The 23,629-nt window shown below is 72.3% G+C and carries 19 protein-coding genes; 12 read left to right on the top strand and 7 right to left on the bottom strand.

Features of this window, described 5'->3' with window-relative positions; all coding sequences use genetic code 11:
- Nucleotides 1-37: 37 nt before the first annotated feature.
- Nucleotides 38-721, top strand: a complete 684-nt coding sequence (locus OHU34_RS37100; RefSeq protein WP_230196924.1) for a TetR/AcrR family transcriptional regulator — start codon at nucleotides 38-40, stop codon at nucleotides 719-721.
- Here the strand turns inward: OHU34_RS37100 and OHU34_RS37095 are convergent.
- On the bottom strand, nucleotides 709-2,211 hold the full coding sequence (locus OHU34_RS37095) for an LVIVD repeat-containing protein (protein ID WP_142268995.1): 1,503 nt from the start codon (nucleotides 2,209-2,211) through the stop codon (nucleotides 709-711). The two genes, OHU34_RS37100 and OHU34_RS37095, sit on opposite strands and share 13 nt — an antisense overlap.
- Nucleotides 2,212-2,402: 191 nt before the next feature.
- On the opposite strand from OHU34_RS37095, the gene OHU34_RS37090 reads away from it, so the two are divergent.
- Nucleotides 2,403-3,041: a DUF305 domain-containing protein gene (locus OHU34_RS37090; RefSeq protein WP_230196923.1), complete on the top strand. Its 639-nt coding sequence runs from the start codon at nucleotides 2,403-2,405 to the stop codon at nucleotides 3,039-3,041.
- A gap of 125 nt (nucleotides 3,042-3,166) precedes the next feature.
- On the opposite strand, the gene OHU34_RS37085 is transcribed toward OHU34_RS37090, so the two are convergent.
- Nucleotides 3,167-3,736 carry a DUF6214 family protein gene (locus OHU34_RS37085; protein WP_230196925.1) on the bottom strand — a complete coding sequence of 190 codons (570 nt, stop codon included), beginning with the start codon at nucleotides 3,734-3,736 and terminating at the stop codon, nucleotides 3,167-3,169.
- A gap of 199 nt (nucleotides 3,737-3,935) precedes the next feature.
- On the opposite strand from OHU34_RS37085, the gene OHU34_RS37080 reads away from it, so the two are divergent.
- Nucleotides 3,936-5,318: an FAD-dependent oxidoreductase gene (locus tag OHU34_RS37080; protein WP_405770479.1), complete on the top strand. Its 1,383-nt coding sequence runs from the start codon at nucleotides 3,936-3,938 to the stop codon at nucleotides 5,316-5,318.
- A 207-nt stretch (nucleotides 5,319-5,525) separates the two neighbouring features.
- The gene (locus OHU34_RS37075; RefSeq protein WP_405770476.1) at nucleotides 5,526-6,992 is read left to right on the top strand and encodes a nucleobase:cation symporter-2 family protein; all 1,467 of its coding nucleotides are present in this window, start codon (nucleotides 5,526-5,528) and stop codon (nucleotides 6,990-6,992) included.
- Here OHU34_RS37075 and OHU34_RS37070 read toward each other — a convergent pair.
- Nucleotides 6,964-8,220, bottom strand: a complete 1,257-nt coding sequence (locus OHU34_RS37070; protein ID WP_372481809.1) for a PHB depolymerase family esterase — start codon at nucleotides 8,218-8,220, stop codon at nucleotides 6,964-6,966. The genes OHU34_RS37075 and OHU34_RS37070 overlap by 29 nt on opposite strands.
- 466 nt (nucleotides 8,221-8,686) lie before the next feature.
- Between OHU34_RS37070 and OHU34_RS37065 the strand changes: the two genes are divergently transcribed.
- On the top strand, nucleotides 8,687-9,490 hold the full coding sequence (locus OHU34_RS37065; protein WP_142268999.1) for a pectate lyase: 804 nt from the start codon (nucleotides 8,687-8,689) through the stop codon (nucleotides 9,488-9,490).
- 81 nt (nucleotides 9,491-9,571) lie between these two features.
- On the opposite strand, the gene OHU34_RS37060 is transcribed toward OHU34_RS37065, so the two are convergent.
- Nucleotides 9,572-10,324 (bottom strand): PaaX family transcriptional regulator C-terminal domain-containing protein, encoded by a 753-nt coding sequence (locus tag OHU34_RS37060; RefSeq protein ID WP_142269000.1) that lies wholly within the window; start codon nucleotides 10,322-10,324, stop codon nucleotides 9,572-9,574.
- A gap of 71 nt (nucleotides 10,325-10,395) precedes the next feature.
- Here OHU34_RS37060 and OHU34_RS37055 point away from each other — a divergent pair, with 71 nt between their 5' ends.
- Nucleotides 10,396-12,093 carry an acyl-CoA dehydrogenase family protein gene (locus OHU34_RS37055; protein ID WP_142269001.1) on the top strand — a complete coding sequence of 566 codons (1,698 nt, stop codon included), beginning with the start codon at nucleotides 10,396-10,398 and terminating at the stop codon, nucleotides 12,091-12,093.
- A gap of 38 nt (nucleotides 12,094-12,131) precedes the next feature.
- Here OHU34_RS37055 and OHU34_RS37050 read toward each other — a convergent pair whose 3' ends face one another.
- Nucleotides 12,132-12,713, bottom strand: a complete 582-nt coding sequence (locus OHU34_RS37050) for a hypothetical protein (RefSeq protein ID WP_142269002.1) — start codon at nucleotides 12,711-12,713, stop codon at nucleotides 12,132-12,134.
- 280 nt (nucleotides 12,714-12,993) lie between these two features.
- On the opposite strand from OHU34_RS37050, the gene OHU34_RS37045 reads away from it, so the two are divergent.
- From OHU34_RS37045 to OHU34_RS37030, 4 genes are all read left to right on the top strand, one after another.
- Nucleotides 12,994-14,079: an exo-alpha-sialidase gene (locus OHU34_RS37045; RefSeq protein WP_142269003.1), complete on the top strand. Its 1,086-nt coding sequence runs from the start codon at nucleotides 12,994-12,996 to the stop codon at nucleotides 14,077-14,079.
- 81 nt (nucleotides 14,080-14,160) lie between these two features.
- A complete protein-coding gene (locus tag OHU34_RS37040; protein ID WP_028806178.1) occupies nucleotides 14,161-14,838 on the top strand; it encodes a uracil-DNA glycosylase in 678 nt (225 codons plus the stop codon).
- Entirely contained in the window at nucleotides 14,835-15,863 is a 1,029-nt protein-coding gene (locus OHU34_RS37035) for an N-acetylglucosamine kinase (RefSeq protein WP_230196920.1), read from the top strand. Before OHU34_RS37040 ends, OHU34_RS37035 begins: the two co-directional genes overlap by 4 nt.
- 188 nt (nucleotides 15,864-16,051) lie before the next feature.
- Nucleotides 16,052-16,975 (top strand): sirohydrochlorin chelatase, encoded by a 924-nt coding sequence (locus tag OHU34_RS37030; protein ID WP_082412707.1) that lies wholly within the window; start codon nucleotides 16,052-16,054, stop codon nucleotides 16,973-16,975.
- Nucleotides 16,976-17,089: 114 nt separating this feature from the next.
- Here OHU34_RS37030 and OHU34_RS37025 read toward each other — a convergent pair whose 3' ends face one another.
- Together OHU34_RS37025 and OHU34_RS37020 are read right to left on the bottom strand one after the other, a co-directional pair.
- Nucleotides 17,090-18,130 (bottom strand): lactonase family protein, encoded by a 1,041-nt coding sequence (locus tag OHU34_RS37025; protein WP_142269005.1) that lies wholly within the window; start codon nucleotides 18,128-18,130, stop codon nucleotides 17,090-17,092.
- Between the two features lie 262 nt (nucleotides 18,131-18,392).
- Nucleotides 18,393-19,904, bottom strand: coding sequence for an FUSC family protein (locus OHU34_RS37020; protein WP_405770470.1), 1,512 nt, complete (start codon nucleotides 19,902-19,904; stop codon nucleotides 18,393-18,395).
- Nucleotides 19,905-20,217: 313 nt separating this feature from the next.
- Between OHU34_RS37020 and OHU34_RS37015 the strand changes: the two genes are divergently transcribed.
- Complete coding sequence (locus OHU34_RS37015) at nucleotides 20,218-20,694, top strand: Lrp/AsnC family transcriptional regulator (protein WP_142269007.1); 477 nt, start codon at nucleotides 20,218-20,220, stop codon at nucleotides 20,692-20,694.
- A 139-nt stretch (nucleotides 20,695-20,833) separates the two neighbouring features.
- Nucleotides 20,834-23,620, top strand: a complete 2,787-nt coding sequence (locus tag OHU34_RS37010; protein ID WP_405770467.1) for a beta-L-arabinofuranosidase domain-containing protein — start codon at nucleotides 20,834-20,836, stop codon at nucleotides 23,618-23,620.
- The last annotated feature ends 9 nt before the right edge of the window (nucleotides 23,621-23,629 follow it).

Raw genomic sequence — 23,629 nt, 5'->3', positions numbered from 1 at the left:
TAGTTGGCTGCCAGCCAGTCAACGCAGGAGTTCCAGGATGTCCCCGCGCAGCGCATCGGTCAATGAAGAATTGCGGCGGCGTTCCCGGGAACGGCTCCTTCAGGCCGCGGTGGAGCTGGTGAGCGAGCGCGGGTACGAGGCGACGACGCTCGGTGACATCGCGGACCGGGCCGGCTCGGCGCGCGGCCTGGTGTCGTACTACTTCCCCGGCAAGCGGCAGCTGGTGCAGTCGGCGGTGCACCGGCTGATGCACCGCACGCTGGAGGAGGCGCTGGAGCGGGAGCCGCGCACCGAGGACGGCCGGGAGCGGATGGCGCGGGCCATCGACGGCATCCTGGGCCTGGCCCGGGACCGTACGGTGCTGATGCGCCAGCACATGGCCGGCCTTCTGCAGGCCGAGGGGTTCGTGCAGTGTCCGGAGCAGCAACGGCTGGCCGAGCTGCTGCGGGAGACCGCGGCCCGGCACGGGTCCCAGGACCTCGACCACGACTACCCGATGCTGCGCTCCCAGCTGATGGGGGCGGTCTACGCGATGGTGCTGCCGAACGTGCCCCTGCCGCTCGGGACGCTGCGCGCCGAACTGTTCGCGCGCTACCGGCTCGACTGGGAGCAGGGGGTCCCGCCGGACGCCGAGGCGCCCGGCGGGACGAGTGACACCGATCTGTCGCGCTTCTTCGCGACCGACCCGACGACTCCGCGGAGCGAGGGTCAGTCGAAGTAGTCCGGCTGGGTCTGGACGTTGAGCTCGTGGACACGGACCCGCTTGGCCGGGTCGGTGCGCCGGTCGCTGAGCTTCAGCACGTCGAAGCCCTTGGCGATGTCGTTCGAGTAGATGTAACCGTTGTAGTAGTACGCCGACCAGGAGCCGCCGCCCCTCAGCACCTGGGTGTCGAGCGGACCGCGCTCGAAGTAGGCGATCTCCTTCGGTTTCGACGAGTCGGTGAAGTCCCAGACCGAGACACCGCCCTGGTACCAGGCCTGCACCATGATGTCCTTGCCCTTGACCGGGATCAGCGAGCCGTTGTGGGCCACGCAGTTCTCGGTGTCCGCCTGGTGACGGGGGATCTTGTAGTAGCTGCGGAAGACCAGCTTGCGCTTGTCGCCCTTGCCGACGATGTCGTAGATGCCGTCGGCGCCCTTGTCCGGCCCGGTCGCCGCGTTGCACGTGGCCGCGCCGCCGCCGCCGAGCTCGTCGGTGAACACGACCTTGTTCGCCTTCTGGTTGAAGGTCGCCGAGTGCCAGAACGCGAAGTTCACGTTGTCCTGGACCTGGTCGATGACCTTCGGGTGCTCCGGGTCCTTGATGGAGAACAGGATTCCGTCGCCCATGCAGGCGCCCGCCGCCAGGTCCTTGGAGGGCAGGACCGTGATGTCGTGGCAGCCGGTGGTCTTGGAGACCCCGGGGTTGGTGGGCGAGCCCGGGTTGCCGCCGCCGTCCGGGCCCTCCCCCGGGAACAGCACGGGGAAGCTGACGATCGCGGCCTTCTCCGGCGTTTTGCGCGGCACCTTGATGACCGAGATGCCGTCGTGCGGCGGCTGGCAGTCCGGGTAGGCGGCGTTCGGCGAGTACGAGGAGACGTAGATGTAGACGTTCTTGCGCTCGGGCACCAGGGTGTGGGTGTGCGAGCCGCAGGCGGTCTCGACGGCGGCGACGTACTTGGGGTTCGCCTTGTCGCTGATGTCGAAGACCTTCATGCCCTCCCAGGAGGACTTCTCGGTCACCGGCTGCGTGGTGCTGTTGCAACTGCTGTCGCTGCGCGAGGAGTCGGTGGAAAGGAACAGCAGGTCGCCCGAGACGGAGATGTCGTTCTGCGAGCCGGGGCAGAGCACCTGGGCGACGGTCTTGGGGGACTTCGGGTTGCTGATGTCGAAGACCCGGAAGCCGTCGTAGTTGCCGGAGAAGGCGTACTTGCCCTGGAAGGCGAGGTCCGAGTTGGTGCCCGGCAGGGCATCCTTCGGGATGTTCGTCAGGTGCTCGATGTTGTCCGAGTGGACGATCTCGTCCTGCCCCGGTATCTCGCCGTCGGCGATCGCGGCCGCCGCCTCGGCCCGGGCGCCCTCGGACACCTTCTGCTGCACGGCGGGCCCGTCCCCCGGGTCGGGGGTAGCGGCTGCCGGGACGGCCGTGAGCAGCGCGGCCAGCAGTCCGGTACACGCGGCGGCCACCCCCAGCCGTCTGCGTCGCGTTCGAAGGTCGTTCAACAGGGTCACTGTGTCCTCCCTTGTCGCCGTTCACGCGGAACGGTTCGCGGTGCTCCGAAGTATCGTCTTCATCATGCACATATCAAGGGCTGGCAACGCACTCGTAATGAATCTTTCGGTTCAGTAGTGCGACCCATGGTGCGAAGATCCAGACGAGGACGGCGCCCCCGTCCTCAACCCACCTGCTTCAGGAGGTCGTTGTGCTCGTCCGCCGCGCGCCCCTCGTCTCAGCCTCACTGCTGCTCGTCCTCGCCCTCGCGGGGTGCGACTCCGGGCCGGACACCAAGTCGGGCGCGGCGAGCGGCCCTTCGGTGATCGCGCCGGGCAAGCCGGGCGAGACGAACCGGACCCTCTCCGCCCAGGACGCGGCCGAGCAGCGCGCCGACGACGACACACCCAACTCCGCCGACGTGGCGTACGCGCGGATGATGATCCAGCACCACGCCCAGGCCCTGGAGATGACCGAACTCGCCCCGAAGCAGGCCGAGTCGAAGGCCGTCAAGGGCCTCGCTTCGCGGATCGGCGCCGCGCAGGGGCCGGAGATCGAGGCCATGAAGGGCTGGCTCACGACATACGGCGAGGACGAGACGGGCGCCGAGCACGACCACGCGGCGATGCCCGGGATGGCCACCGAGGCACAGCTGACCCAGCTGCGGGCGGCCCGCGGCAAGGCGTTCGACACGCTGTTCCTCTCCCTGATGATCACCCACCACGGGGGCGCCCTCACCATGGCCGCGGACGTCAAGGCACAGGGCAACAACGTGCGGATCGAGGAGATGGCCGACGATGTGATCGCGCAGCAGACGAGCGAGATCACCCGGATGCGCGGGATGCAGTGACACCCCGGTCCACGGAACCTCGCCGGCAGACCTCGACAGCGCGACCGGTCGACGGGGCCGTGGCCGGGGCCGCTGAACGGGGTCCGTTCCACGGTCTCGCCTGCGGTCCTCGCCAATGAGCCCTGTCAGCGCCGGGCGTGACGTGGGGTCAGGTATCCCGCGTCACGCGCCTGCGCGATCAGCCTGAGCGATCTGCGGCGGCTGTGCCCCGTGGCGCACATGACCGCCAGGACGGGGTCCGCCCCCTCCTCCTGGGCCGCGCGGTACTCCTGCGCCGCCAGCCACCGCCCCTCGATGCCGCGCGGCCAGGCCTGACGGGCCCGCCGGGGGCCGAACGTCTCGTCGGCGTCCACGGCGACGGCCGGCTCCCGCGCACCCTCCGCGTCGCACCCGCCGTGCCCGCCGACCGTGTCCGCCGTGTCCGCCGCGTCTCCGGCACCCTCCACGCCCGCCGCTTCGAGGGCGCCGCCTTGGTCGCACCTCTCGAACAGCGGTCCCTCGATCCAGTCCGCGAGCATCCTCAGGTCCACGAGCGACAGGGGTGGCTGGGCGCGGACGTCCTCGACGGAGACACACCCCTCGCAGACGACGGCCAGCAGCTCCACGCGCGCACCGTCGACGAACCCCAGCCGCACATGGAACCAGGACGTGGCGCCCCCGGCTTCCCGGACCTCCCACCCGGGCCACACGGACACCGTGCCGTCCTCGGCGGAACGATCAGAAAGATTAAGAAACGATGCTTCCAGCACACACGCAACGTAACCGCATGATCACTTTCCATACGAACGGACACGCACGCACCGAGCGCGCACAGCACCCTGTCAGCGGAGCCGCACTGATGCGATGCTGGAGACACCAGCGATCTCCTCCGTCCCCTTGGGTAAGGAGTTCCGCGTGCTGCGTGTCGCCGTCGTCGGCTCAGGGCCGAGTGGGGTCTACACCGCCCAGAGTCTGATCCAGCAGGACCCCGAGGTGCTCGTCGACGTCCTGGACCGGCTGCCGTGCCCGTACGGGCTGGTGCGGTACGGCGTCGCCCCGGACCACGAGAAGATCAAGTCGCTGCAGAACAATCTGCGCGCGGTGCTGGAGCACGAGCGGGTGCGCTTCCTCGGCGGGATCAGGGTCGGGACGGGCGGGGTGCCGGCGGCCCGGCTGCGCGAGCTGTACCACGCGGTCGTGTACTGCGTGGGCGCCGCGACCGACCGGCACCTCGGCGTGCCCGGCGAGGAGCTGCCGGGCAGCTGGTCGGCGACGGAGTTCGTGTCCTGGTACAGCGCGCATCCGGACACCGTCGCCGACGGATTCCTGCGGGACGTCCGCTCGGCGGTGGTGGTGGGCGTGGGGAACGTGGCGGTGGACGTCACCCGGATCCTGGCCCGGCAAACGGCCGAGCTCACCCCGACCGACATGCCGCAGGCGGCGCTGACCGCGCTGGCGGCGAGCCAGGTCGGCGAGATCCACATGGTGGGGCGGCGGGGCCCGTCGCAGGCCCGCTTCACCACCAAGGAACTGCGCGAGCTGGCCGGCCTGCCGGACACCGAGGTGGTCGTGGACGAGGCCGAGCTGGCGCTGGATCCGGCGTACGGCGACCCCTCCGCACTGCCGGCGGCACAGCGGCGCAACGTGGAGGTGCTGCGCGGCTGGGCGGCGAACCCGCCGGCCGTCGGCGCCCGGCCGGTTCGCCGGATCCGGGTCCGGTTCTTCCTGCGCCCCGTCGCGCTGATCGCCGACCACGGCCGGTTGGGCGCGGTGCGTTTCGAGCGGACCCTTCCGGACGCGCACGGCGGAGTGACGGGCACCGGCCGGTACGAGGACATCGAGGCCCAGCTGATGCTGCGGTCGGTGGGCTATCGCGGGGTGCCGCTGGAAGGCCTGCCCTTCGATCCGGAGCGGGGTACGGTGCCGCATCTCGCGGGGCGGGTCCTGCGCGAGGGCGTGGTGGCACCGGGCGAGTACGTGGCGGGCTGGATCAAGCGGGGCCCCACCGGGGTGATCGGCACCAACCGGCCGTGCGCGAAGGAGACGGCGACCTCCCTGCTGGAGGACGGCCCCGTCCTCGTACGGCGGGAGCTGCCGGTTGATCCGCTCGAACTGCTGCGGGCCGCCGGGGCCGAACCCGTGGAGTGGGCGGGGTGGCTGGCGATCGAGCGGGCCGAGGCGGCGCTGGGCGCCTCACTGGGGCGGGGCGTGGTGAAGCTGCCGGACTGGGCGGCGCTGTGGGCGGCGGCGGGTCCCGCCAGGATCGGTGTACAGGACACACAGCAGCAACATCGGTGAAATCAACAAACTGTTTAAGTCCCGTACGTTCTCGTGCTGTTCGGCCTTCCCGGCCCGTTCGGTCCGACCGGTCCATCCGTTCGGCCTGACCGGTCCGTCCGTTCGGCCTGACCGGCCCGTTCCGTCCGTTCGGCCTGACCGGCCCGTTCGGTCCGTTCGGTCCGACCGGCCCTGTTCGGATGCCCCCGCCGCCGCCCTGGAGTGCCCATGACCATGACCGCCCCCGTCCATCCCGTCGACGAGGTGCCACCCGCACGGCAGTTGGCCGCCTTCGGCCTCCAACACGTGCTCGCCATGTACGCGGGCGCGGTGGCCGTGCCTCTGATCGTGGGCGGTGCGATGAAGCTGTCGCCCGCCGACCTTGCGTATCTGATCACCGCCGACCTGTTGGTGTGCGGCATCGCCACGCTGATCCAGTGTGTCGGCTTCTGGCGGTTCGGCGTCCGGCTGCCGATCATGCAGGGCTGCACGTTCGCCGCGGTCTCCCCCATGGTACTGATCGGGACGACGGGCGGCGGACTGCCCGCGATCTACGGGTCGGTGATCGTGGCCGGGCTCGCGATCATGCTGCTGGCGCCTCTGTTCGGCAGGCTGTTGCGCTTCTTCCCGCCGCTGGTCACCGGCACCGTCATCCTGATCATCGGCATCTCGCTGCTGCCCGTCGCGGGCAACTGGGTGGCGGGCGGCGCCGGTTCGGCGGACTTCGGGGAGCCGAAGAACATCGGACTCGCCGCGTTCGTCCTCGCAGTGGTGCTCGCCGTGCAACGGTTCGCGCCGGCGTTCCTGAGCCGGATCGCCGTGCTGATCGGCATCGTGGTGGGGCTCGCGGTCTCGGTACCGTTCGGGTTCACCGACTTCGACGGCGTGGGGGACGCCGACTGGATCGGGATCAGTACGCCGTTCCACTTCGGTGCGCCCGCCTTCGAGGCATCGGCGATCATCTCGATGCTGGTCGTGGCGCTGGTCACGATGACCGAGACCACCGGTGACCTCATCGCGGTCGGCGAGATGACCGGCCGCAAGGTCGAGCCGCGCAGCCTCTCCGACGGGCTGCGCGCCGACGGGCTGTCGACCGTCCTCGGTGGTGTCTTCAACACCTTCCCCTACACCGCGTACGCGCAGAACGTCGGCCTGGTGGGCATGACCCGGGTGCGCAGCCGCTGGGTCGTCGCCACCGCGGGCGGCATCCTCGTGCTGCTGGGCCTGCTGCCCAAGCTGGGCGCGGTGGTGGCCGCCGTTCCGGCGCCGGTCCTCGGCGGGGCGGGCCTGGTGATGTTCGGGACGGTCGCCGCGAGCGGTCTGCGGACGCTGGCCGAGGTCGACTTCAAGGGGAACCACAACCTGACGGTGGTGGCCGTGTCGGTGGCGATGGGCGTGCTGCCGGTCGGCGTGCCGACGATCTACGAGCAGTTCCCCGACTGGTTCCGGACGGTGATGAACAGCGGTATCAGCGCGGGCTGCCTGACGGCGATCGTCCTGAACCTGCTCTTCAACCACCTGCCCTCGAAGGCCGGTCCGGCGCCGGAGACGGTCGCTCTGCCGACCGGCGGCGGCGAGGAGCCCGTCGAGGACGTGCCGGAGAAGTCCGGGGAAGAGGTCGTCCAGACGGCGTGGGCGGCCGGGCTCACCGGCCGCCCACGGAACATCAACTCGCGCCGCAGGCGGCTCCGTTGAGCGAGAAGGCGCCGGGCGCCGCGCTGTTGCCGGTGTGGTTCGCCTGGTAGCCGATGGTGACGCTCGCGTTGGGGGCGAGCGTGCCGTTGTACGTGGCGTTGGTCGCCGTCACGGCTCCCGAGGCCGGTGCGTAGGTGGCACCCCAGCCGTTGGTGATGGTCTGACCGGAGGGCAGGGTGAAGCCGAGCCGCCAGCCGTCGACCGTGGTGGTACCGGTGTTGGTCAGGGTCACGGAGGCGGTCAGACCGGTGTTCCAGGCGTTGGTCGTCGCGGTCACCCGGCAGCCGCCGGGCTGGGGCTGGGGCACGGGGCCGGCGGCGTCCAGCCCGAAGAAGGTGATCACACGGGCCGCCATGCCCCAGGCGTACAGATTGTGGCCGACGCCCTGGAGGCTGACGGCCTCCGCGGGAGCCTGGTCACCCGTGCCGCCGTACCGGGTGCGGGTCCAGCCCGAGACGGGCGAGTCGGTGGCGGCGGGGGTCTGGCTCACGCCCCGCACATCGGTCCACTGCTTGATCTCCTCACCGAAGTTGGGGTAGCGCAGCACGTCGTCCTCGGTGCCGTGCCACACCTGCATACGCGGCCGGGACCCGGTGTAACCGGGGTAGGCCGCGCGAACGAGGTCGCCCCACTCGCGCGCCGTGCGGATCACGGTGCCGCCGGAGCAGGCGCTGTTCCACTCGGAGCCGTCAGTGGTGGCGAAGCAGCCGAAGGGCACTCCGGAGAAGGCGGAACCGGCGGCGAACACGTCGGGGTAGTCGCCGAGCAGGACGTTGGTCATCATCGCCCCGGAGGAGATACCGGTGGCGTAGACCCGGCCGGTGTCGGCCGCGTAGGCGGCGGTCACCCAGTCGATCATCGACTTGACGCCGACCGGGTCGCTGCCGCCGCCCCGCCGGAGCGCCTGGGGCGAGGAGACGTCGAAGCACTTGCTGCTCCGGGTGACGGACGGGTAGACGATCACGAACCCGTACTGGTCGGCGAGTTGGGAGTACTCGGTGCCGGAGTACATCGCGGGCCCGGAGCCGCCGCACCAGTGCACCGCGACGAGCACCGGCGGGTGAGCGGTGACGTTGGCCGGTGCGTAGACGTACATCTGGAGATTGCTGGGGTTGGCACCGAAGCCGGTGACCTCGGTGAGGGTGGCCGCCGGGACCGGCGCGGCGGCCTGTGGGCGGGCGGAGGCGGCGGGAGCGGTGAGGAGAGCGGCGGTGAGCAGGAGCAGCAATGCCCCGCACAACGAACGCAAGGCTCTCCCGGGGGAGTTCGACACGCGCTTGTCCCTTTCTGGTAGCGGCTCGGGGGACGTCGTACGTGGGGTGCGCGAGAGGGAATCGGCGGCTCGGCAGTTGGCGCCGGTCTGCGTGGACAGACCCGGACGCATGCCCCTCTCCGACACTCGTGAGGGGGCGTCCGCACCGCATGGTGACATGCACACGCTTGCCATGGAAGCGCTCCCACGGCAACTCCCGGCAAGCCCTTACCGGTTGGCCGGGGGCCGGCCGACTGGCCGGATGTGTTCTGCGCAAGGCGTTGACTAGAAAGCGCTTGCCCCCTACGTTCCGTTCAGCAGTGTGACCGAGCCGCTAACGCAGACCCACAAAGGGCCGCACTGCCCGCGCAGGCCGTTCAGCATGGCGCGCGACATTCACATACCTGACCATCGCCCCCCACCTGGAAGAAGGCATCGGGACATGACTTCACCAGCACTGCCGCGCCGACGACGCGCCTTGACGGGCGCCCTCGCCGCCCTCACGCTCTCGGTTGGCATGATCATGACCACCGGGGCGCTGACCCCGGCGAACGCCGCCACCTGGCCCAGCGCGACCGGCAGCCAGGCCGTCTCCTCCACCATCGCGGTGTCCGGCACCAAGGACTACGGGATGATCCGCCTCTACGGCACCGGCGACCTCGGCAGCGGCAGCCAGGACGAGGACCAGGGGCCGATCCTGGAACTGGCCGCCGGCGCGGTGCTCAAGAACGTCATCATCGGCGCCCCCGCCGCCGACGGCATCCACTGCAAGGGCGCCTGCACCCTTCAGAACGTCTGGTGGGAGGACGTCGGCGAGGACGCGGCGACCTTCCGCGGCTCCTCGTCGTCCAACGTGTACACCGTCTCGGGCGGGGGCGCGCGGTCGGCCAGCGACAAGGTGTTCCAGTTCAACGGCGCCGGCACGCTGAACGTCTCCAACTTCGCGGTGCAGACCTTCGGCACCTTCATCCGCTCCTGCGGCAACTGCTCGACGCAGTACAAGCGGACGATCAACCTCAACACCATCGAGGCGACCTACTCGGGCAGCAAGCTCGTCGGCATCAACACCAACTACGGCGACAGCGCGACCCTGAAGAAGATCACGATCGTCGGGGACAGCAGCAAGAAGATCATCCCGTGCCAGAAGTACATCGGCAACAACACGGGGGCCGAGCCGACCACCAACGGCACCAGCGCGGACGGTACCTACTGCAAGTACGCGTCGTCCGACATCACCTACAAGTAGCCCCTACCCCACCGGTCCCCCCACGGTAGGAAGGCGGCCGTACGAAGCGTCCCCGCACGGCGCTTCGCACGGCCGCCGTACCTATGCGCCCGCCCCCGACACGGTGGCGACGAGTTCCCGTTGGTAGTGACCGTAGGCGGTGCGCAGGGCCGGTCCCGGCCAGTCGGCGGGGAGGAGTCCGGCCGGCAGCACCGGGTCGGCGAGCAGATGCCGTACGACCGCCGCGAGCGCCGTGAAGCGGTCGGCGGGCCGCTGGGTCGCCTCGACGTGGGCCAGCAGGATCCGGGCCGTCCGCGCCCATGCGTCCAGCGGCCACAGTCCGGCGGCCAGGCCGGGGGCAGGCCGTTCGGGGCGGGCGGTGAAGTGCTGGAGCACGTCCCCGAGATCCGCGGGCCAGGGCCGGCCCAGATTCGCGGGCCGCAGCCAGACCCCCTCGCGGAGCTCGGCGAGCCGGAGGGTGCTCAACCGGCCGCGCAGTTCGGCGCGCTCGGCGGGGCCGCGGCCGGTCGCGGTGATGACGGCCATCTCCCACGCGCCGTCCCACGCGCGCGTGTCCGGGTGCACGGCGTCGTCCTGGCGGCGCTGGCGCTCCAGCAACCGGTCGCTGAGCCGGTAGACGCCGTCCGTCCGCCGCAGGTCGCCCGCCGCCACCATCCGGCTGAGCGCCGCCCGCACCGTCGATCCGCCGACACCGAACGGCTCCACCCCGCGTACCAGGTCCTTCGCCGCCATCTCGGGCGGATGCGTGCCCAGCAGCAGACTCAGGACCACCGACCGCGCGGACAGCGGGGGCAGGTCGACCTCGCCGGGCTGCGCCGTCACGTTCATCCGCATGGGGCCGTACTTTACGTGCGACCCGCTGTTGCACTATTGCTACACCCGTAGGGAAAGTGCAACATGGCCGCATGGCCCAGATACTCACCCAGCCGCAGCCGCAGGCACACCCGGCGCCGCCCGTCCCGTCGTACGCCACGCACGACGTCACCAATCAGCCTCCGCCCCTGGCTCCGTACGACGCCTCCGACGACGTGGCCCTCCTGGAGGGGCTGCGCCGGGAGGGCGCCGGATGGGCGGAGCCGGACGTCCGCCGGATCGGTCTGCTGGCGGGCGGCGTCGAGGCGCAGGAGTGGGGCGAACTGGCCAACCGGCACGAACCCGTCCTGCGCACGCACGACCGCTACGGGCACCGCGTCGACGAGGTCGACTTCCACCCCGGCTGGCACGAGCTGATGCGGGTCGCGGTCGCGGAGGGGCTGGCCGGCGCGCCCTGGGCGGACGACCGGCCGGGTGCCCATGTGGCGCGCACGGCGGGCGGTCTCGCCTGGGGGCACACGGAAGCCGGGCACGGCTGCCCCACGTCGATGACCTATGCGGCCGTCCCCGCGCTGCGTCGCCAGCCGGAACTCGCCGCCGTCTACGAGCCACTGCTGACCGGCCGGGTGTACGACCCGGGGCTGCGGGTGCCGACACAGAAGCGCGGGCTGCTCGCGGGCATGGGGATGACCGAGAAGCAGGGCGGCTCCGACGTCCGCACGAACACGACGACGGCCCTGCCCACGGCGGAGCCCGGTGTGTACACCCTGCGCGGGCACAAGTGGTTCACGTCGGCGCCGATGTGTGATGTCTTCCTGGTGCTGGCGCAGGCGCCGGACGGGCTCTCGTGCTTCCTGGTGCCGCGTGTGCTGCCCGACGGCACCCGCAACACGTTCCGCGTCCAGCGGCTGAAGGACAAGCTGGGCAACCGCTCCAACGCCTCCTCCGAGCCCGAGTTCGACGGGACCGTGGCCTGGCTGGTCGGGCCGGAGGGACAGGGCGTGAAGACCATCATCGAGATGGTCAACTGCACGCGCCTGGACTGCGTGATGATGTCGGCGACGCTGATGCGCAAGACACTCGTGGAGGCGGGGCACCACGTGCGGCACCGCAGCGCGTTCGGGGCGCGGCTGCTGGACCAGCCGCTGATGCGCAACGTGCTGGCCGACCTGGCGCTGGAGTCGGAGGCCGCCACCACGCTCACCCTGAGGCTGGCCGGCGCGGCCGACCGGGCGGTGCGCGCGGACGACGGTCCGGGTGCCGAGCGGGCCTTCCGGCGGATCGCCACCGCGGTCGGCAAGTACTGGGTGACCAAACGGGGTCCGGCGTTCACCGCGGAGGCCCTGGAGTGCCTCGGCGGCAACGGCTACGTGGAGGACTCCGGAATGCCCCGCCACTACCGCGAGGCGCCGCTGCTGTCCATCTGGGAGGGCTCGGGCAACGTCAACGCCCTCGACGTACTGCGGGCGTTGACCCGCGAGCCGGCGACGGCGGACGCGCTGTTCGGCGAACTAGCCCTGGCGCGGGGCGCGGACGCCCGCCTCGACGCCGCCGTCTCGCGGCTGCGGACCCGGCTGGGCGAGGCGACACCGGCCGGCGCCCGCCGTCTGGTGGAGCAGATGGCCCTCACCCTCCAGGCCTCGCTGCTGGTCCGGCACGCCCCGCCCGCCGTCGCCGACGCGTTCTGCGCGACCCGGCTGGGAGGCGACTGGGGGTACTCCTTCGGCACGCTTCCGGACGGCGCCGATCTCGACGGGATCCTGGAACGGAGCCTGCCCGGCACGGGCTGACGTCTCTCCCGGGCAGGAGCGCGGGCGGGGTCGTCGGGTCAGCCCGTCGGGCGGCCCCAGAGCGCGTCGAAGCGGGCCCAGTCGGTGTCCCACTGCTCCACGCGCCGGCGTTCCATCCGGCCCCGCAGGACGCGGCCGCCCGCGAAGGGGAGGACGGCCGTGCCGACTCCCGCAAGGCCGCCGACGAGGGAGGCGCGCAGTCTGGCCTGGGCGGCGGTGGCCGGTTTCGTCACCAGGCGGCCCTGCCGGTCCGTCCAGACCGTGACGGGGGTGCCCGCGGCGCTGCCGGGGCCGACCCGGACCTGGCCCTGGTGCGCGGAGCCGTCCGGTCCGGTCCAGCCGACCTTCGCCCACACCTGATCACCGGCGGCCGAACCGTTCACGGCGGCCCTGCCCGGGGCCCGCTCGGTCAGCCGCCCCTGCAGGGGCCGCCACTCGACGCGTTCCCGCGCCAGACCGTGTTCGACGGACCCCGCTGTCGCCCACCCCGCCAGCACCCCGGTGAGGACGGTCAGCGCCCACACGGCGAGCACGACCCAGGCCTCCACCGTGTCGGCGCGGCGCTTGAGCGGGTTGCGCCGCCAGCGCCACAGCCACACCTTCGGACCACGGAACGCCATCGAAGGCTTCCTCCTCATGAGCACATGAACATCCCGGCCGCCCTCCCATACGGGGCGGGCGGGCCTGATGCTCAGGGCGAATCCCTCGTCCCGACGCTGCCACGGGCCCGGCGCCCGCGCAGGCGTCCCGGTGAAAGTGGCCGATGTCTTGCGCTCGCGGACCGCCGTCGCCGCTGTGACCTGCGGCGACGGCGTTTCCGGAGGTGACTGTCAGTGGCGGGGTGCAGACTGGCCGGTGTCTGGGACAAGGACGTCAAAGACACAGCGGAGGTGATCGGGCATGACCGAGACACTGCTTGCCGTGGGCACGCGCAAGGGCCTGTTCATGGGGCGTCGGCGCGGGGGCACATGGGAGTTCGACGAATCCCCCTACTTCAACGCACAGGCGATCTACTCGGTCGCCATCGACACCCGTGGCGACCGCCCGCGGCTGCTGGCCGGCGGCGACAGCGCGCACTGGGGTCCGTCGGTGTTCCACTCCGACGACCTCGGCCGGACCTGGACCGAACCGGCCGCACCCGCCGTCAAGTTCCCGCAGGACACGGAGGCCTCGCTGGAGCGGGTGTGGCAACTGCACCCGGCGGCCGCCGAGCCGGACGTGGTGTACGCGGGCACGGAACCGGCCGCCCTGTACCGCTCGGAGGACCGCGGCGAGAGCTTCGAGCTGGTCCGCCCCCTGTGGGAGCACCCCACGCGCTCGAAGTGGGTGCCGGGCGGCGGCGGGGAGGGCCTGCACACGGTTCTCACCGACACGCGCGACCCGCGGTCGGTGACCGTGGCCGTGTCCACCGCCGGGGTGTTCCGCACGAGCGACGGCGGCACGAACTGGGCGCCCGCCAACTCCGGTGTCTCCGCGGTGTTCCTGCCGGATCCGAACCCGGAGTTCGGCCAGTGCGTGCACAAGGTCGCGAGGGACGCGGTGAACCCGGACCGTCTCTACCTCCAGAACCACTGGGGGGTCTACCGGAGCGACGACGGGGGCGGGCAGTGGACCGACATCGGCGCGGGCCTGCCCTCCACCTTCGGCTTCGCCGTCGCCGCGCACCCGACGCGCGGGGACACGGCGTACGTGTTCCCGATCAACGCCGACGCGGACCGGGTGCCCGCCGACCACCGCTGCCGGGTCTTCCGTACCTCGGACGCGGGCCGGACCTGGGAACCGCTCACGGCGGGCCTGCCGCAGGAGGACCACTACGGCACGGTGCTGCGCGACGCGCTCTGTACGGACGACGGAGACCCGGCGGGCGTGTACTTCGGCAACCGCAACGGCGAGGTGTTCGCCTCGGCCGACGACGGCGACAGCTGGCGGCAGTTGGCCTCGCACCTGCCGGACGTCCTGTGCGTACGGGCCGCGGTGGTCGGATGAGCCGACCCGCGCGCGAGGGGCGGCCGTCCGGCCTTGGCCACCGGTTGATCAGCGACCTGTGTACGGCAGTAGGGTGACGCCGTGGCACCACGACCCTTGCATGAAATCGTCGAACCGGGCTGGGCCGAGGCCCTTGCACCCGTCGCCGGGAAGATCGCCGAGATGGGCGACTTCCTGCGCGCGGAGATCGCCGCGGGACGCACCTACCTCCCTGCCGGACAGAACGTTCTGCGGGCCTTCCAGCAGCCCTTCGACGACGTCCGCGTCCTGATCGTCGGACAGGACCCGTATCCGACGCCCGGGCACGCGGTGGGTCTGTCGTTCTCGGTCGCTCCGGAGGTCCGTCCGCTACCCGGCAGCCTGATCAACATATACCGGGAGCTGAACACCGACCTGGGCCTGCCCCAGCCGTCCAACGGCGACCTGACACCGTGGACGCAGCAGGGGGTGCTGCTGCTCAACAGGGCGCTCACCACGGCTCCGCGCAAGCCGGCGGCACACCGCGGGAAGGGCTGGGAGGAGGTCACCGAACAGGCGATCCGGGCGCTGGCGGCGCGCGGCAAGCCCCTGGTGTCCGTCCTGTGGGGCCGCGACGCCCGCAACCTGCGTCCGCTGCTCGGGGACCTGCCCTCGGTGGAGTCCGCGCACCCCTCCCCCATGTCGGCGGACCGCGGCTTCTTCGGCTCGCGGCCGTTCAGCAGGGCGAACGACCTGCTGGTCCGGCAGGGAGGTCAACCGGTGGACTGGCGCCTGCCGTGACCGGCGGTGCCGGTCCCGGCGACGGGGCCGGGACCGGCACCGCGGCCGGCTCCGGCAGCGGCATCCTCGCCGTGGACTCGGGCGGTTCCGGTCTCCGCGTCGTCCTGGGGACCGCCGAGCGCGGTGCCCTCGGCCGGCGTTCGTCCCCGGTGCCCGTGCGCACCGGCGCGCGGGGCATCGACCCGGACCACCTGATGTCACAACTGACGCCGCTGGTCAGGGCGTTGACGGCCGAGACCGGAGTTCCCCGGCCCACTACGGCGGTCGTGGGCGCCGCGGGACTCGCCACCCTGGGCGACGCGCTGCGCGCGGAGCTCCCGGGCGCCCTGGCGCGGGAGTTCGGCGTCCGGACCACCGCGCTCGTCGCCGACGCCGTCACCGCCTACGTCGGCGCGCTCGGACCGCGGCCGGGCGCCGTGGTGGCCGCGGGTACGGGCCTGATCGCGATCGGGACGGACCTGACGGCATGGCAGCGGGCGGACGGCTGGGGCCATCTGCTGGGCGACTGCGGCGGCGGCGCGTGGATCGGGCGGGCCGGCCTGGAAGCCGCCCTGCGAGCCTATGACGGGCGGCCCGGCGGGTCGGCCGCGCTGCTGGCGCGGGCCGAGGAGCGGTTCGGGCCGATGACCGGGCTGCCCGGTCTGCTGTATCCGCGTCCGGACCGACCGGCCGTCCTCGCCTCCTTCGCGCCGCAGGTGGCCGCCTGCGCCCAGGACGATCCGGTCGCCGCCGGGATCCTGCGCACCGCGGCCCGGCACATGGCCGAGTCGGCCGCCGCCGTCTGTCCGGCCGACGGAGAGCCCCGGATCGCTCTCACCGGCGGCCTGTTCGGGATGGGCGACCCGCTCCTCGTCCCTCTGGAGGGAGAGCTCGCGCGGCTGCTGCCGCATGCCCTGCGGGTGCCGGCCGAGGGCGATCCGCTGGACGGCGCCGTGCGCGTCGCCACCGCACTGGCGACGGGCACGCTCGCGCTCCCGCGCGAGGAGAGCCTGTTCTCGGTGGAGAGCCTGGCGAACCCCCCCTGATGCATCGTGCGTAGGGAAAGTACGTCATGCCCCAAAAGGGGGATTACTGCCTCCGAGGGCAAGTCGCCTGGAAAACACGCTGATCACTTCTGATCCGTACGTAACTCATCAGACAAAACCGGACGGATACCGCTCACGTGCACCCTCCCCGAACAGGGGAGCCCAGGAAGCCAGTAACATGCGTCGCCATGAGCTCCCCCACTGGGCCCGCGTCCGGCCTGCCAGTACGAATGCCGCGGCCTCGCCAGCCTGGGCGGCACCGCCGACCCGAGCCGGTGGCGGCTCCCGAGGGCGCGCCCGCGCTCGTCCTCGCGGTGCCTGGTCCGCCGAGTGCCGCCACGCGCGGTCTCGCCGAGGAGATCGTGAGCATCGCCCGCTCCGAGCTGCCCGGCCTCGACGCACGCATCGGTTACCTGGACGGGGACGACAACGGTTTCCCCACCCTCCAGTCCGTTCTCGCGCACGCCGCCGACGAACGCACCGCCCGCTTCGAGCAGGCCCGTGCCGCCGGACTGGACGTCAAGGAGCCCGACGGCCCGGTGGGCGTCGTCGTGCCGCTGCTTGCCGGTCCCGACGGCGCGCTGCTGCGCCAGGTCCGCCAGGCCGTCATGGAGAGCCGGATCGCGGCCGAGCTGACCGATGTGCTCGGTCCGCACCCGCTGCTCGCCGAGGCCCTGCACGTGCGGCTGTCCGAGGCCGGTCTGGCCCGCGCCGACCGCGCCCGGCTGTTCACCGTGGCGACGGCCGCGGACGGCATCATCCTCGCCTCCGTGGGCGGCGAGGAGGCCGTGCAGGCCGCAGGGATCACCGGCATGCTGCTCGCCGCGCGCCTCGCCGTGCCGGTGATGGCCGCGGCTCTCGACCAGGAGGGCTCGATCGCCTCCGTCGCCGAGCAGCTGCGCTCCTCCGGCTCCCAGCAGCTGGCGCTGGCGCCCTACCTGATCGGCCCGGAGATCGACGCCACGCTGATCGAGGAGGCGGCCAGGGAAGCCGGCTGTGCCGCCGCCGAGGCGCTCGGCCCCTACCCGGCCATCGGCAAGCTCGCGCTGGCCAAGTACACGACCGCCCTCGGTATCGCCCCGCCGCAGCCCCAGGGCGCGCCGGTCCGCTGAACCGAACGCACGGACGCCGTACGCGCGAAGGGCCCGCTCCGGGTGTGGAGCGGGCCCTTCGCGTCACCCCGGACCGGCGCGAGGCAGGTCGGGGGCGCGGAGCAGCGGTGCGGCTCAGCCGAGGACCACGCAGGAGGCGGCGGGTACCGCGATCGAGCCGGCGCGCCGGGGCAGGCCGGTCGTCGGGTCGAGGGAGAACCAGGTGACATCGCCCGAGCGTTCGTTCGCGACGTACAGGAATCCGTTGGACTCGGCGACGGCCCGCGGCCAGTGTCCAGCGCAGGGCACGGTCCCGACCAGCCGCAGCGCCTCCCCCGCGCCCTCCACGGCGAACACGGAGAGCACGTCCTCGCCCCGGGTGGCGGTCCAGACGAACCGGCCGTCGGGCGAGACGACGAGGCCCGAGGGGTAGGCGTCCCCGGCCGGGGCGCCGGGCAGGACGGCGGCCTCGGCCAGCGGCTTCAGCGAGCCGTCGGAGGCGTCCCAGCGGCAGACGGTGACGGTCGGGGTGAGCTCGTTGACCACGTAGGCGTGGCCGCCCCCCGGGTGGAAGGCCAGGTGGCGGGGGCCCGAGCCGGGGCGCAGGGCGTGCTCCCGGTGCAGGACGGGGCTGCCGTCGCGCAGGGCGCACACCCGTACGGAATCGGTCCCGAGGTCCACGCTGACCGCCCAGCGGCCGCTCGGGTCGGGCTGCACCTGGTGGGCGTGCGGCCCCTGCTGGCGTCGCGTGTGCGGACCCGAGCCGGTGTGCCGGAGAACGCCGGAGGCGACGCGGGCGAGGCCGCCGTCGGCGCGGACCGGGACGGCCGTGATGCTGCCGGAGCCGTAGTTGGCGGTGAGGACGTGTCCGTCGAAAACGCTGAGGTGCGTGGGACCGCTGCCGCCGACCGGCACCGGTGGCCCGGTCTGCTCCGGCGTGTCGCCCGTCACCCGGTACGCGGCCACCGCGCCGTCCGCCGTCTCGCTGACCGCGTACAGCGTGTCCCCGGTGGCCGACAGGGCCAGATAAGAGGGGTCGGGGACGCCGTTCACTCTGCTCAGGACGGTCAGCGCACCGCTGACCGGGTCCACGGCGGCGGCCACGATCCCGGGCCCTCCAGCCGCCGTGAACGAGCCGATGAACGCCCGCTGTCGCCTTCCGCCGAGGTCTGCCACCGCTGTCCCCTCCCGGGTCGCCGCTGCCGCTGCTGACGCTGCTGCTCGGGGTGACCGTAGCAGTCGATCACCAGCGGTCTAGACCAGGCGCGCTCGCCCGTCGACAGACGGCCCCCGGGCGGCGGGCCGCCGGGTCCAGGAGCCGCGCCCGCTCGGGCGCCGAGCGGTACGGCGACGGTTGCGGCGGGTGCGGCCGTCCGTCGGCGGGTGCGGTCAACCGCGCCGGGGCGGCGGGCCGCCGCGCCGAGAGGGCCGCGTCCGCTCAGGCGCCGGCCGTGACGCGGGCTGCGCCGCGCAGGGGCACCGCGAGTTCGAGAAGGGCCCGCTCCAGGGCGTGGAGGTGGGCCAGGACCGGCTCGGATCCCGGGCCGAGCGGTACGGCGGCGGTTTCGGCGGGGTGGGGCCGTCCGTCGGCCGGTGCGGCGGTGAGCGCCTCGACCGCGGACTCCACCCGCCAACAGGCGGCGACGAGGCGGGCGTCGTGGGAGGCCTCGGGGTCCGCGGCGACCGAGGCCAGCCCGCGCACCTCGCGGGCGCACTCGTCGAGCAGCTCCAGCACGTGCCGGGCCCGGCCCTTGCGCGCCCGCAGGGGGCTGAGCGGATGCACCAGCGGCGCCAGCGACAGCCGGACCCGGGCGAGGATCTGCTCCAGTTCGACCACCCGCCGAGCCGGGTCCGCCGCCTCGGAACCCGCGAGCCGGGCGGCGGCCTCCGCGGTGCACAGGTGCACACAGCGCAGTGCGCGCTCCACCCAGGCGTCGGTGACGGAGTGCGTGGTCACCGGGAGCACCAGCAGCACCGCCAGGGCGGCCCCGAGCGCCCCGACGGCCGTCTCGGTCACCCGCAGGGCGAGCAGCGCCGGGTCGAGCAGGCCGAGCAGCCCGTACAGCGCGCTCGCCATGACGGTGACGGCGAGCATCATCCAGGTGTACGACACGGCGGCCGAGTAGAAGATCCCGAAGACGCCGGCCGCGACGACCACCGCGGTCGCCACCGGCTCGCCGTGCAGGGGCAGGGCCACGACCAGACCCAGCACGATCCCGAGGACGGTCCCGAGGAACCGCCGGAACCCCCGTACGAGGGTCTCGCCGCGCGAGGTGGTGTTCACGAACACCCACCAGGTGGCGCCAACGGCCCAGTACCACCGCTGGTCCGACATGGCCTGTCCGACGACGAGGGCGATCCCGGCGCCCACGGTCGCCTGCGTCGCCTGCCGCGTGGTGATCCGCGCCAGACCGGTCCCGCCGGTCGGCGGGGCGACGGCCGCCGGCGCCGGAAGCCGTCGTTCGTAGGGCCACACCCCGAACCGCACCGCGGACGAGGCGGCGATCGACAGCAGGACGGCGGCGCACAGCTCGGGCAGCTGACCGGGGACGGTGTGCAGGAACTGGGCGGCGAAGAAGGTCATGAACGCGAACACCCCGAGCGAGTGCCCGCGCGGCCCCCAGCGCCGCGCGTACACCCCGGCCCCGACCACGGCGAGGAAGGCCGCGTCACGGGCGACGGGCACGCCGTGCAGGACCGCCGCGAGCGCCAGCACCGGCAGCCCGACGACCGGGAGCAGGGCGGTGGTCACGGCCTGTCCGCGCACCGTCGGGTCCGTCACCGTGAACAGCGCGAGCAGCGCGGCCAGGCCACCGGTGATGGCCGCCACCAGCGAAAGCCCGGCCGGCCCGCACAGCCCGACGGCCAGCCCGATGCCGAGCACGGCCCGGGAGGCGAACCGCAGTCGCATCCGTCCGGGATCCGGTGCCACGAACGCCCTCTTCAGCAAGCTGCCCCGCCCTTTCCCCACCCTGATGCGCCACGGACGTACCGCGACATGAGAAAGGCGCCGCGGGGGTCCGCAGCGCCATCGACTCCACCATTTGAGCATCCGGAGGGCTGGTGGTTCAACAGGGGCCGGGTTGACTGGGCCAATGGCTCACACCAGACCGGAATCCCCTCGCCACCAGCCTGCCATCGGCACACTTCCGCCGACGACTTCGGCGGTGGCGCCCACCCGACCGGCGGCTCGGACCCCACCCGTCATCCTGGGCCATTGGTACAGTCGGCGCTGATCACGAACGTGCGAGGAGGCCCGCCGGATGGCCGTGGACGAGCTGGACACCCGCATCCTGCGCCTGCTGCTCGAGCAGCCGCGGACGAGCGTGCGGGAGTACGCCCGGCTCCTCGGCGTCGCGCGCGGCACCCTTCAGGCGCGTCTCGACCGGCTGGAGCGGGACGGCGTGATCACCGGCGCGGCGCCGTCGCTCTCCCCCGCCGCACTGGGTCACCCGGTGCTCGCGTTCGTGCACATCGAGGTCACCCAGGGGCACCTCGACGACGTGGGCGACGCGCTGGCCGCCGTACCGGAGATCGTCGAGGCGTTCTCCATCACCGGCGGCGGCGATCTCCTCACCCGGGTCGTGGCGCGCGACAACGCGCACCTGGAGGACGTGATCCAGAAGCTGATCAGTCTGCCCGGCGTGGTCCGCACCCGCAGTGAGGTAGCGCTGCGCGAGCGCGTGCCGCACCGGCTGCTGCCGCTGGTGGAGTCGATCGGACGAGCGGCCTCGAAGTAGCGGTCGCCCTCGCAACTTTCCGTCCCGTCAGGACCGTTGACGCTCACCCGCCACCCCTCTAGCGTCTGGTCGACCATCCGCACATCGTTCGTGATATCGAACGATCGTGTCGATCACCTGTGGACCGGAGGAGCAGCACATGGCACCGCCCCTCACCCGACGGATCCTGCTCCGGAGCGCGATGCTCACGGCGGCCGTCCCCGCGCTGTCCGCCACCGCCGCCGCGCGGGCCTCGACGGCCGCGCTCCCGCCCTCGGCCGCCCGGTCGCTCCGGCCCTTCGGCCTCGAGGACGTCGCGCTCGGCGCCGGTGTCTTCGCCGCCAAGCGGCAGCTGATGCTCGACCACGCCCGCGGCTACGACGTGAACCGGCTGCTCCAGGTCTTCCGCGCCAACGCCGGCCTCTCCACCCTCGGCGCGGTCGCCCCCGGCGGCTGGGAGGGCCTGGACGGGGAGGCCAACGGCAATCTGCGCGGCCACTACACCGGCCATTTCCTGACCATGCTCTCCCAGGCGTACGCGAGCACCGCGGAGCAGGTGTTCGCGGACCGGATCCGCACCGCGATCGGCGCGCTGACGGAGGTGCGCGAGGCCCTGCGGCACGATCCCGCCGTCCTGAGCACCGACGGGAGGTTCGGTACGGCCGTGGAGAACATCCGCGGCTCCTACCAGTACGTCGACCTGCCCTCCGGCGTGCTCGGCGGCGCCACGGAGATGACCCTCGCCGCCTGGGTGAAGCCCACCCATGACGCCGCCTGGACCCGGATCCTCGACTGCGGCAACGACACGACCCGGTATCTGTACCTGGCCGCCCGCAACGCGAGCGGGGTGCCCCGGTTCGCCATCACCACCGGCGGGCCGGGCGGCGAGCAGGGACTCGACGGCACGGCCGCGCTGCCCCTGAACCGGTGGAGCCACCTCGCGGTGACCCTCGCCGGGGGCACCGGCACCCTGTACGTCGACGGCACGGCAGTGGCCCGCAACACCGCCATGTCGCTCACCCCGGCCGCCCTCGGCGCCCTCACCGGCCACTGGCTCGGCCGGTCCCACTACGCGTCCGACCCCGTCTTCGCGGGTGCCTTCGGCGGCTTCGACGTCTGGTCGCGCGCCCTGACCGCCGACGAGGTCGCCGGGTTGCAGAGCGGCCGGACGGCCGGCGACCTCGTCTCGTACGCCTTCGACGAGACCTCGGGGAGCACCTTCGCGGACGCCTCCGGACGCGGCCTGACCGCCACCCTGCGCCGCACCTGGGACGGCCCCAGCCATCCCGGTTTCCTCGCGGCCTACCCGGAGACCCAGTTCATCCAGCTGGAGTCGATGACCGGCCCCGACTACACGAAGGTGTGGGCGCCCTACTACACCGCCCACAAGATCCTCCGGGGTCTGCTGGACGCGTACCTGGCCACCGACGACGACCGTGCGCTCGACCTGGCGTCCGGGATGTGCGACTGGATGTACTCCCGGCTGTCGAAGCTGCCCGAGGCGACGCTCCAGCGCATGTGGGGGATCTTCTCCAGCGGGGAGTTCGGCGGCATCGTCGAGGCGATCTGCGATCTGCACGCCCTCTCCGGCAGGGCCGAACACCTCGCGCTGGCCCGGCTGTTCGACCTCGACAGGCTCATCGACGCCTGCGCGGCCGACATCGACACGCTCGACGGGCTGCACGCCAACCAGCACATCCCGATCTTCACCGGCCTGGTGCGACTGTACGACGAGACGGGCGAGGCGCGTTACCTGACCGCCGCGAAGAACTTCTGGCGCATGGTCGTACCGCACCGCATGTACGGCATCGGCGGCACCAGCACGGCGGAGTTCTGGAAGGCGAGGGACGTCATCGCGGGGACGATCGGCGCGACCACCGCCGAGACCTGCTGTGCGTACAACATGCTGAAGCTGAGCCGGCTGCTCTTCTTCCACGAGCAGGACCCGGCCTACATGGACTACTACGAACGGGCCCTGTACAACCAGGTCCTCGGCTCCCGGCAGGACACTCCTGACGCGGAGAAACCGCTGGTCACGTACTTCATCGGGCTCACCCCGGGCCACGTGCGCGACTACACGCCCAAGCAGGGCACGACCTGCTGCGAGGGCACCGGCATGGAGAGCGCCACCAAGTACCAGGACTCGGTGTACTTCAGGGCGGCCGACGGCAGCGCGCTGTACGTCAACCTCTACAGCCCATCCACGCTCACCTGGGCCGAGAAGGGCGCCACCGTCACGCAGAGCACCGACTTCCCGCGCGAACAGGGCAGCACGCTCACCGTCCGGGGACGCCGGGCCGCCTTCGCGCTGCGGCTGCGCGTGCCGTCCTGGGCGACGGCCGGCTTCGGGGTGACGGTCAACGGGCGCGAGGCCGGCGGGACGCCGGTGCCCGGCACTTACTTCACGGTGTCACGGACCTGGCGCGACGGGGACGTGGTCCGGGTGACGATGCCGTTCCGGCTGCGGGTCGAGAAGGCTCCCGACGACCCGTCGCTCCAGACCCTGTTCCACGGTCCGGTCAATCTCGTCGCCCGCAACTCCGCGACGACGTACCTGGAGTTCGGCCTCTACCGCAACGCGGCCCTCTCCGGCGACCTGCTGCCCTCCCTCGCGCCGGTGAGCGGGAAGCCGCTGCACTTCACGCTCGACGGCACCGAGTTCGCCCCGTTCCACGAGGGCACCGAGGATCCGACCCACGCCTATGTACGGCGGGCCGAGCCCGGGATCGTCTTCGGCAACAGCGACTCGGGCGTGGCCAACCCGGCGAGGACGGACGGCACCACCCTGCTCGACGAGGTGTGGGCGCAGGCACCCTTCCGCGGGAAGCCGGCGCTGGTGGCGCGGGTACGGACTGTGGTGGACGCCTGGGTGGCCGGCGGGCTGCTCGGCGCGGCCGACGGGGCGAAGGTGGTGCGCACCGCGCGCGGGGCGACCTACGTGCCCTGACGGCGCGGG

The sequence above is a fragment of the Streptomyces sp. NBC_00080 genome (genome assembly GCF_045041255.1).
Classification (GTDB): Bacteria; Actinomycetota; Actinomycetes; order Streptomycetales; family Streptomycetaceae; genus Streptomyces; species Streptomyces coriariae.
This window is presented reverse-complemented; position numbering and strand designations above follow the sequence as displayed.

Bases quoted from the DNA above. Each gene is read 5' to 3' on its own strand.
- OHU34_RS37100 (WP_230196924.1), top strand. From the start codon at position 38: ATGTCCCCGCGCAGCGCATCGGTCAATGAAGAATTGCGGCGGCGTTCC.
- OHU34_RS37075 (WP_405770476.1), top strand. From the start codon at position 5,526: ATGACCATGACCGCCCCCGTCCATCCCGTCGACGAGGTGCCACCCGCA.
- OHU34_RS37065 (WP_142268999.1), top strand. From the start codon at position 8,687: ATGACTTCACCAGCACTGCCGCGCCGACGACGCGCCTTGACGGGCGCC.
- OHU34_RS37060 (WP_142269000.1), bottom strand. From the start codon at position 10,324: ATGCGGATGAACGTGACGGCGCAGCCCGGCGAGGTCGACCTGCCCCCG.
- OHU34_RS37055 (WP_142269001.1), top strand. From the start codon at position 10,396: ATGGCCCAGATACTCACCCAGCCGCAGCCGCAGGCACACCCGGCGCCG.
- OHU34_RS37050 (WP_142269002.1), bottom strand. From the start codon at position 12,713: ATGGCGTTCCGTGGTCCGAAGGTGTGGCTGTGGCGCTGGCGGCGCAAC.
- OHU34_RS37045 (WP_142269003.1), top strand. From the start codon at position 12,994: ATGACCGAGACACTGCTTGCCGTGGGCACGCGCAAGGGCCTGTTCATG.
- OHU34_RS37030 (WP_082412707.1), top strand. From the start codon at position 16,052: ATGAGCTCCCCCACTGGGCCCGCGTCCGGCCTGCCAGTACGAATGCCG.
- OHU34_RS37015 (WP_142269007.1), top strand. From the start codon at position 20,218: ATGGCCGTGGACGAGCTGGACACCCGCATCCTGCGCCTGCTGCTCGAG.
- OHU34_RS37010 (WP_405770467.1), top strand. From the start codon at position 20,834: ATGGCACCGCCCCTCACCCGACGGATCCTGCTCCGGAGCGCGATGCTC.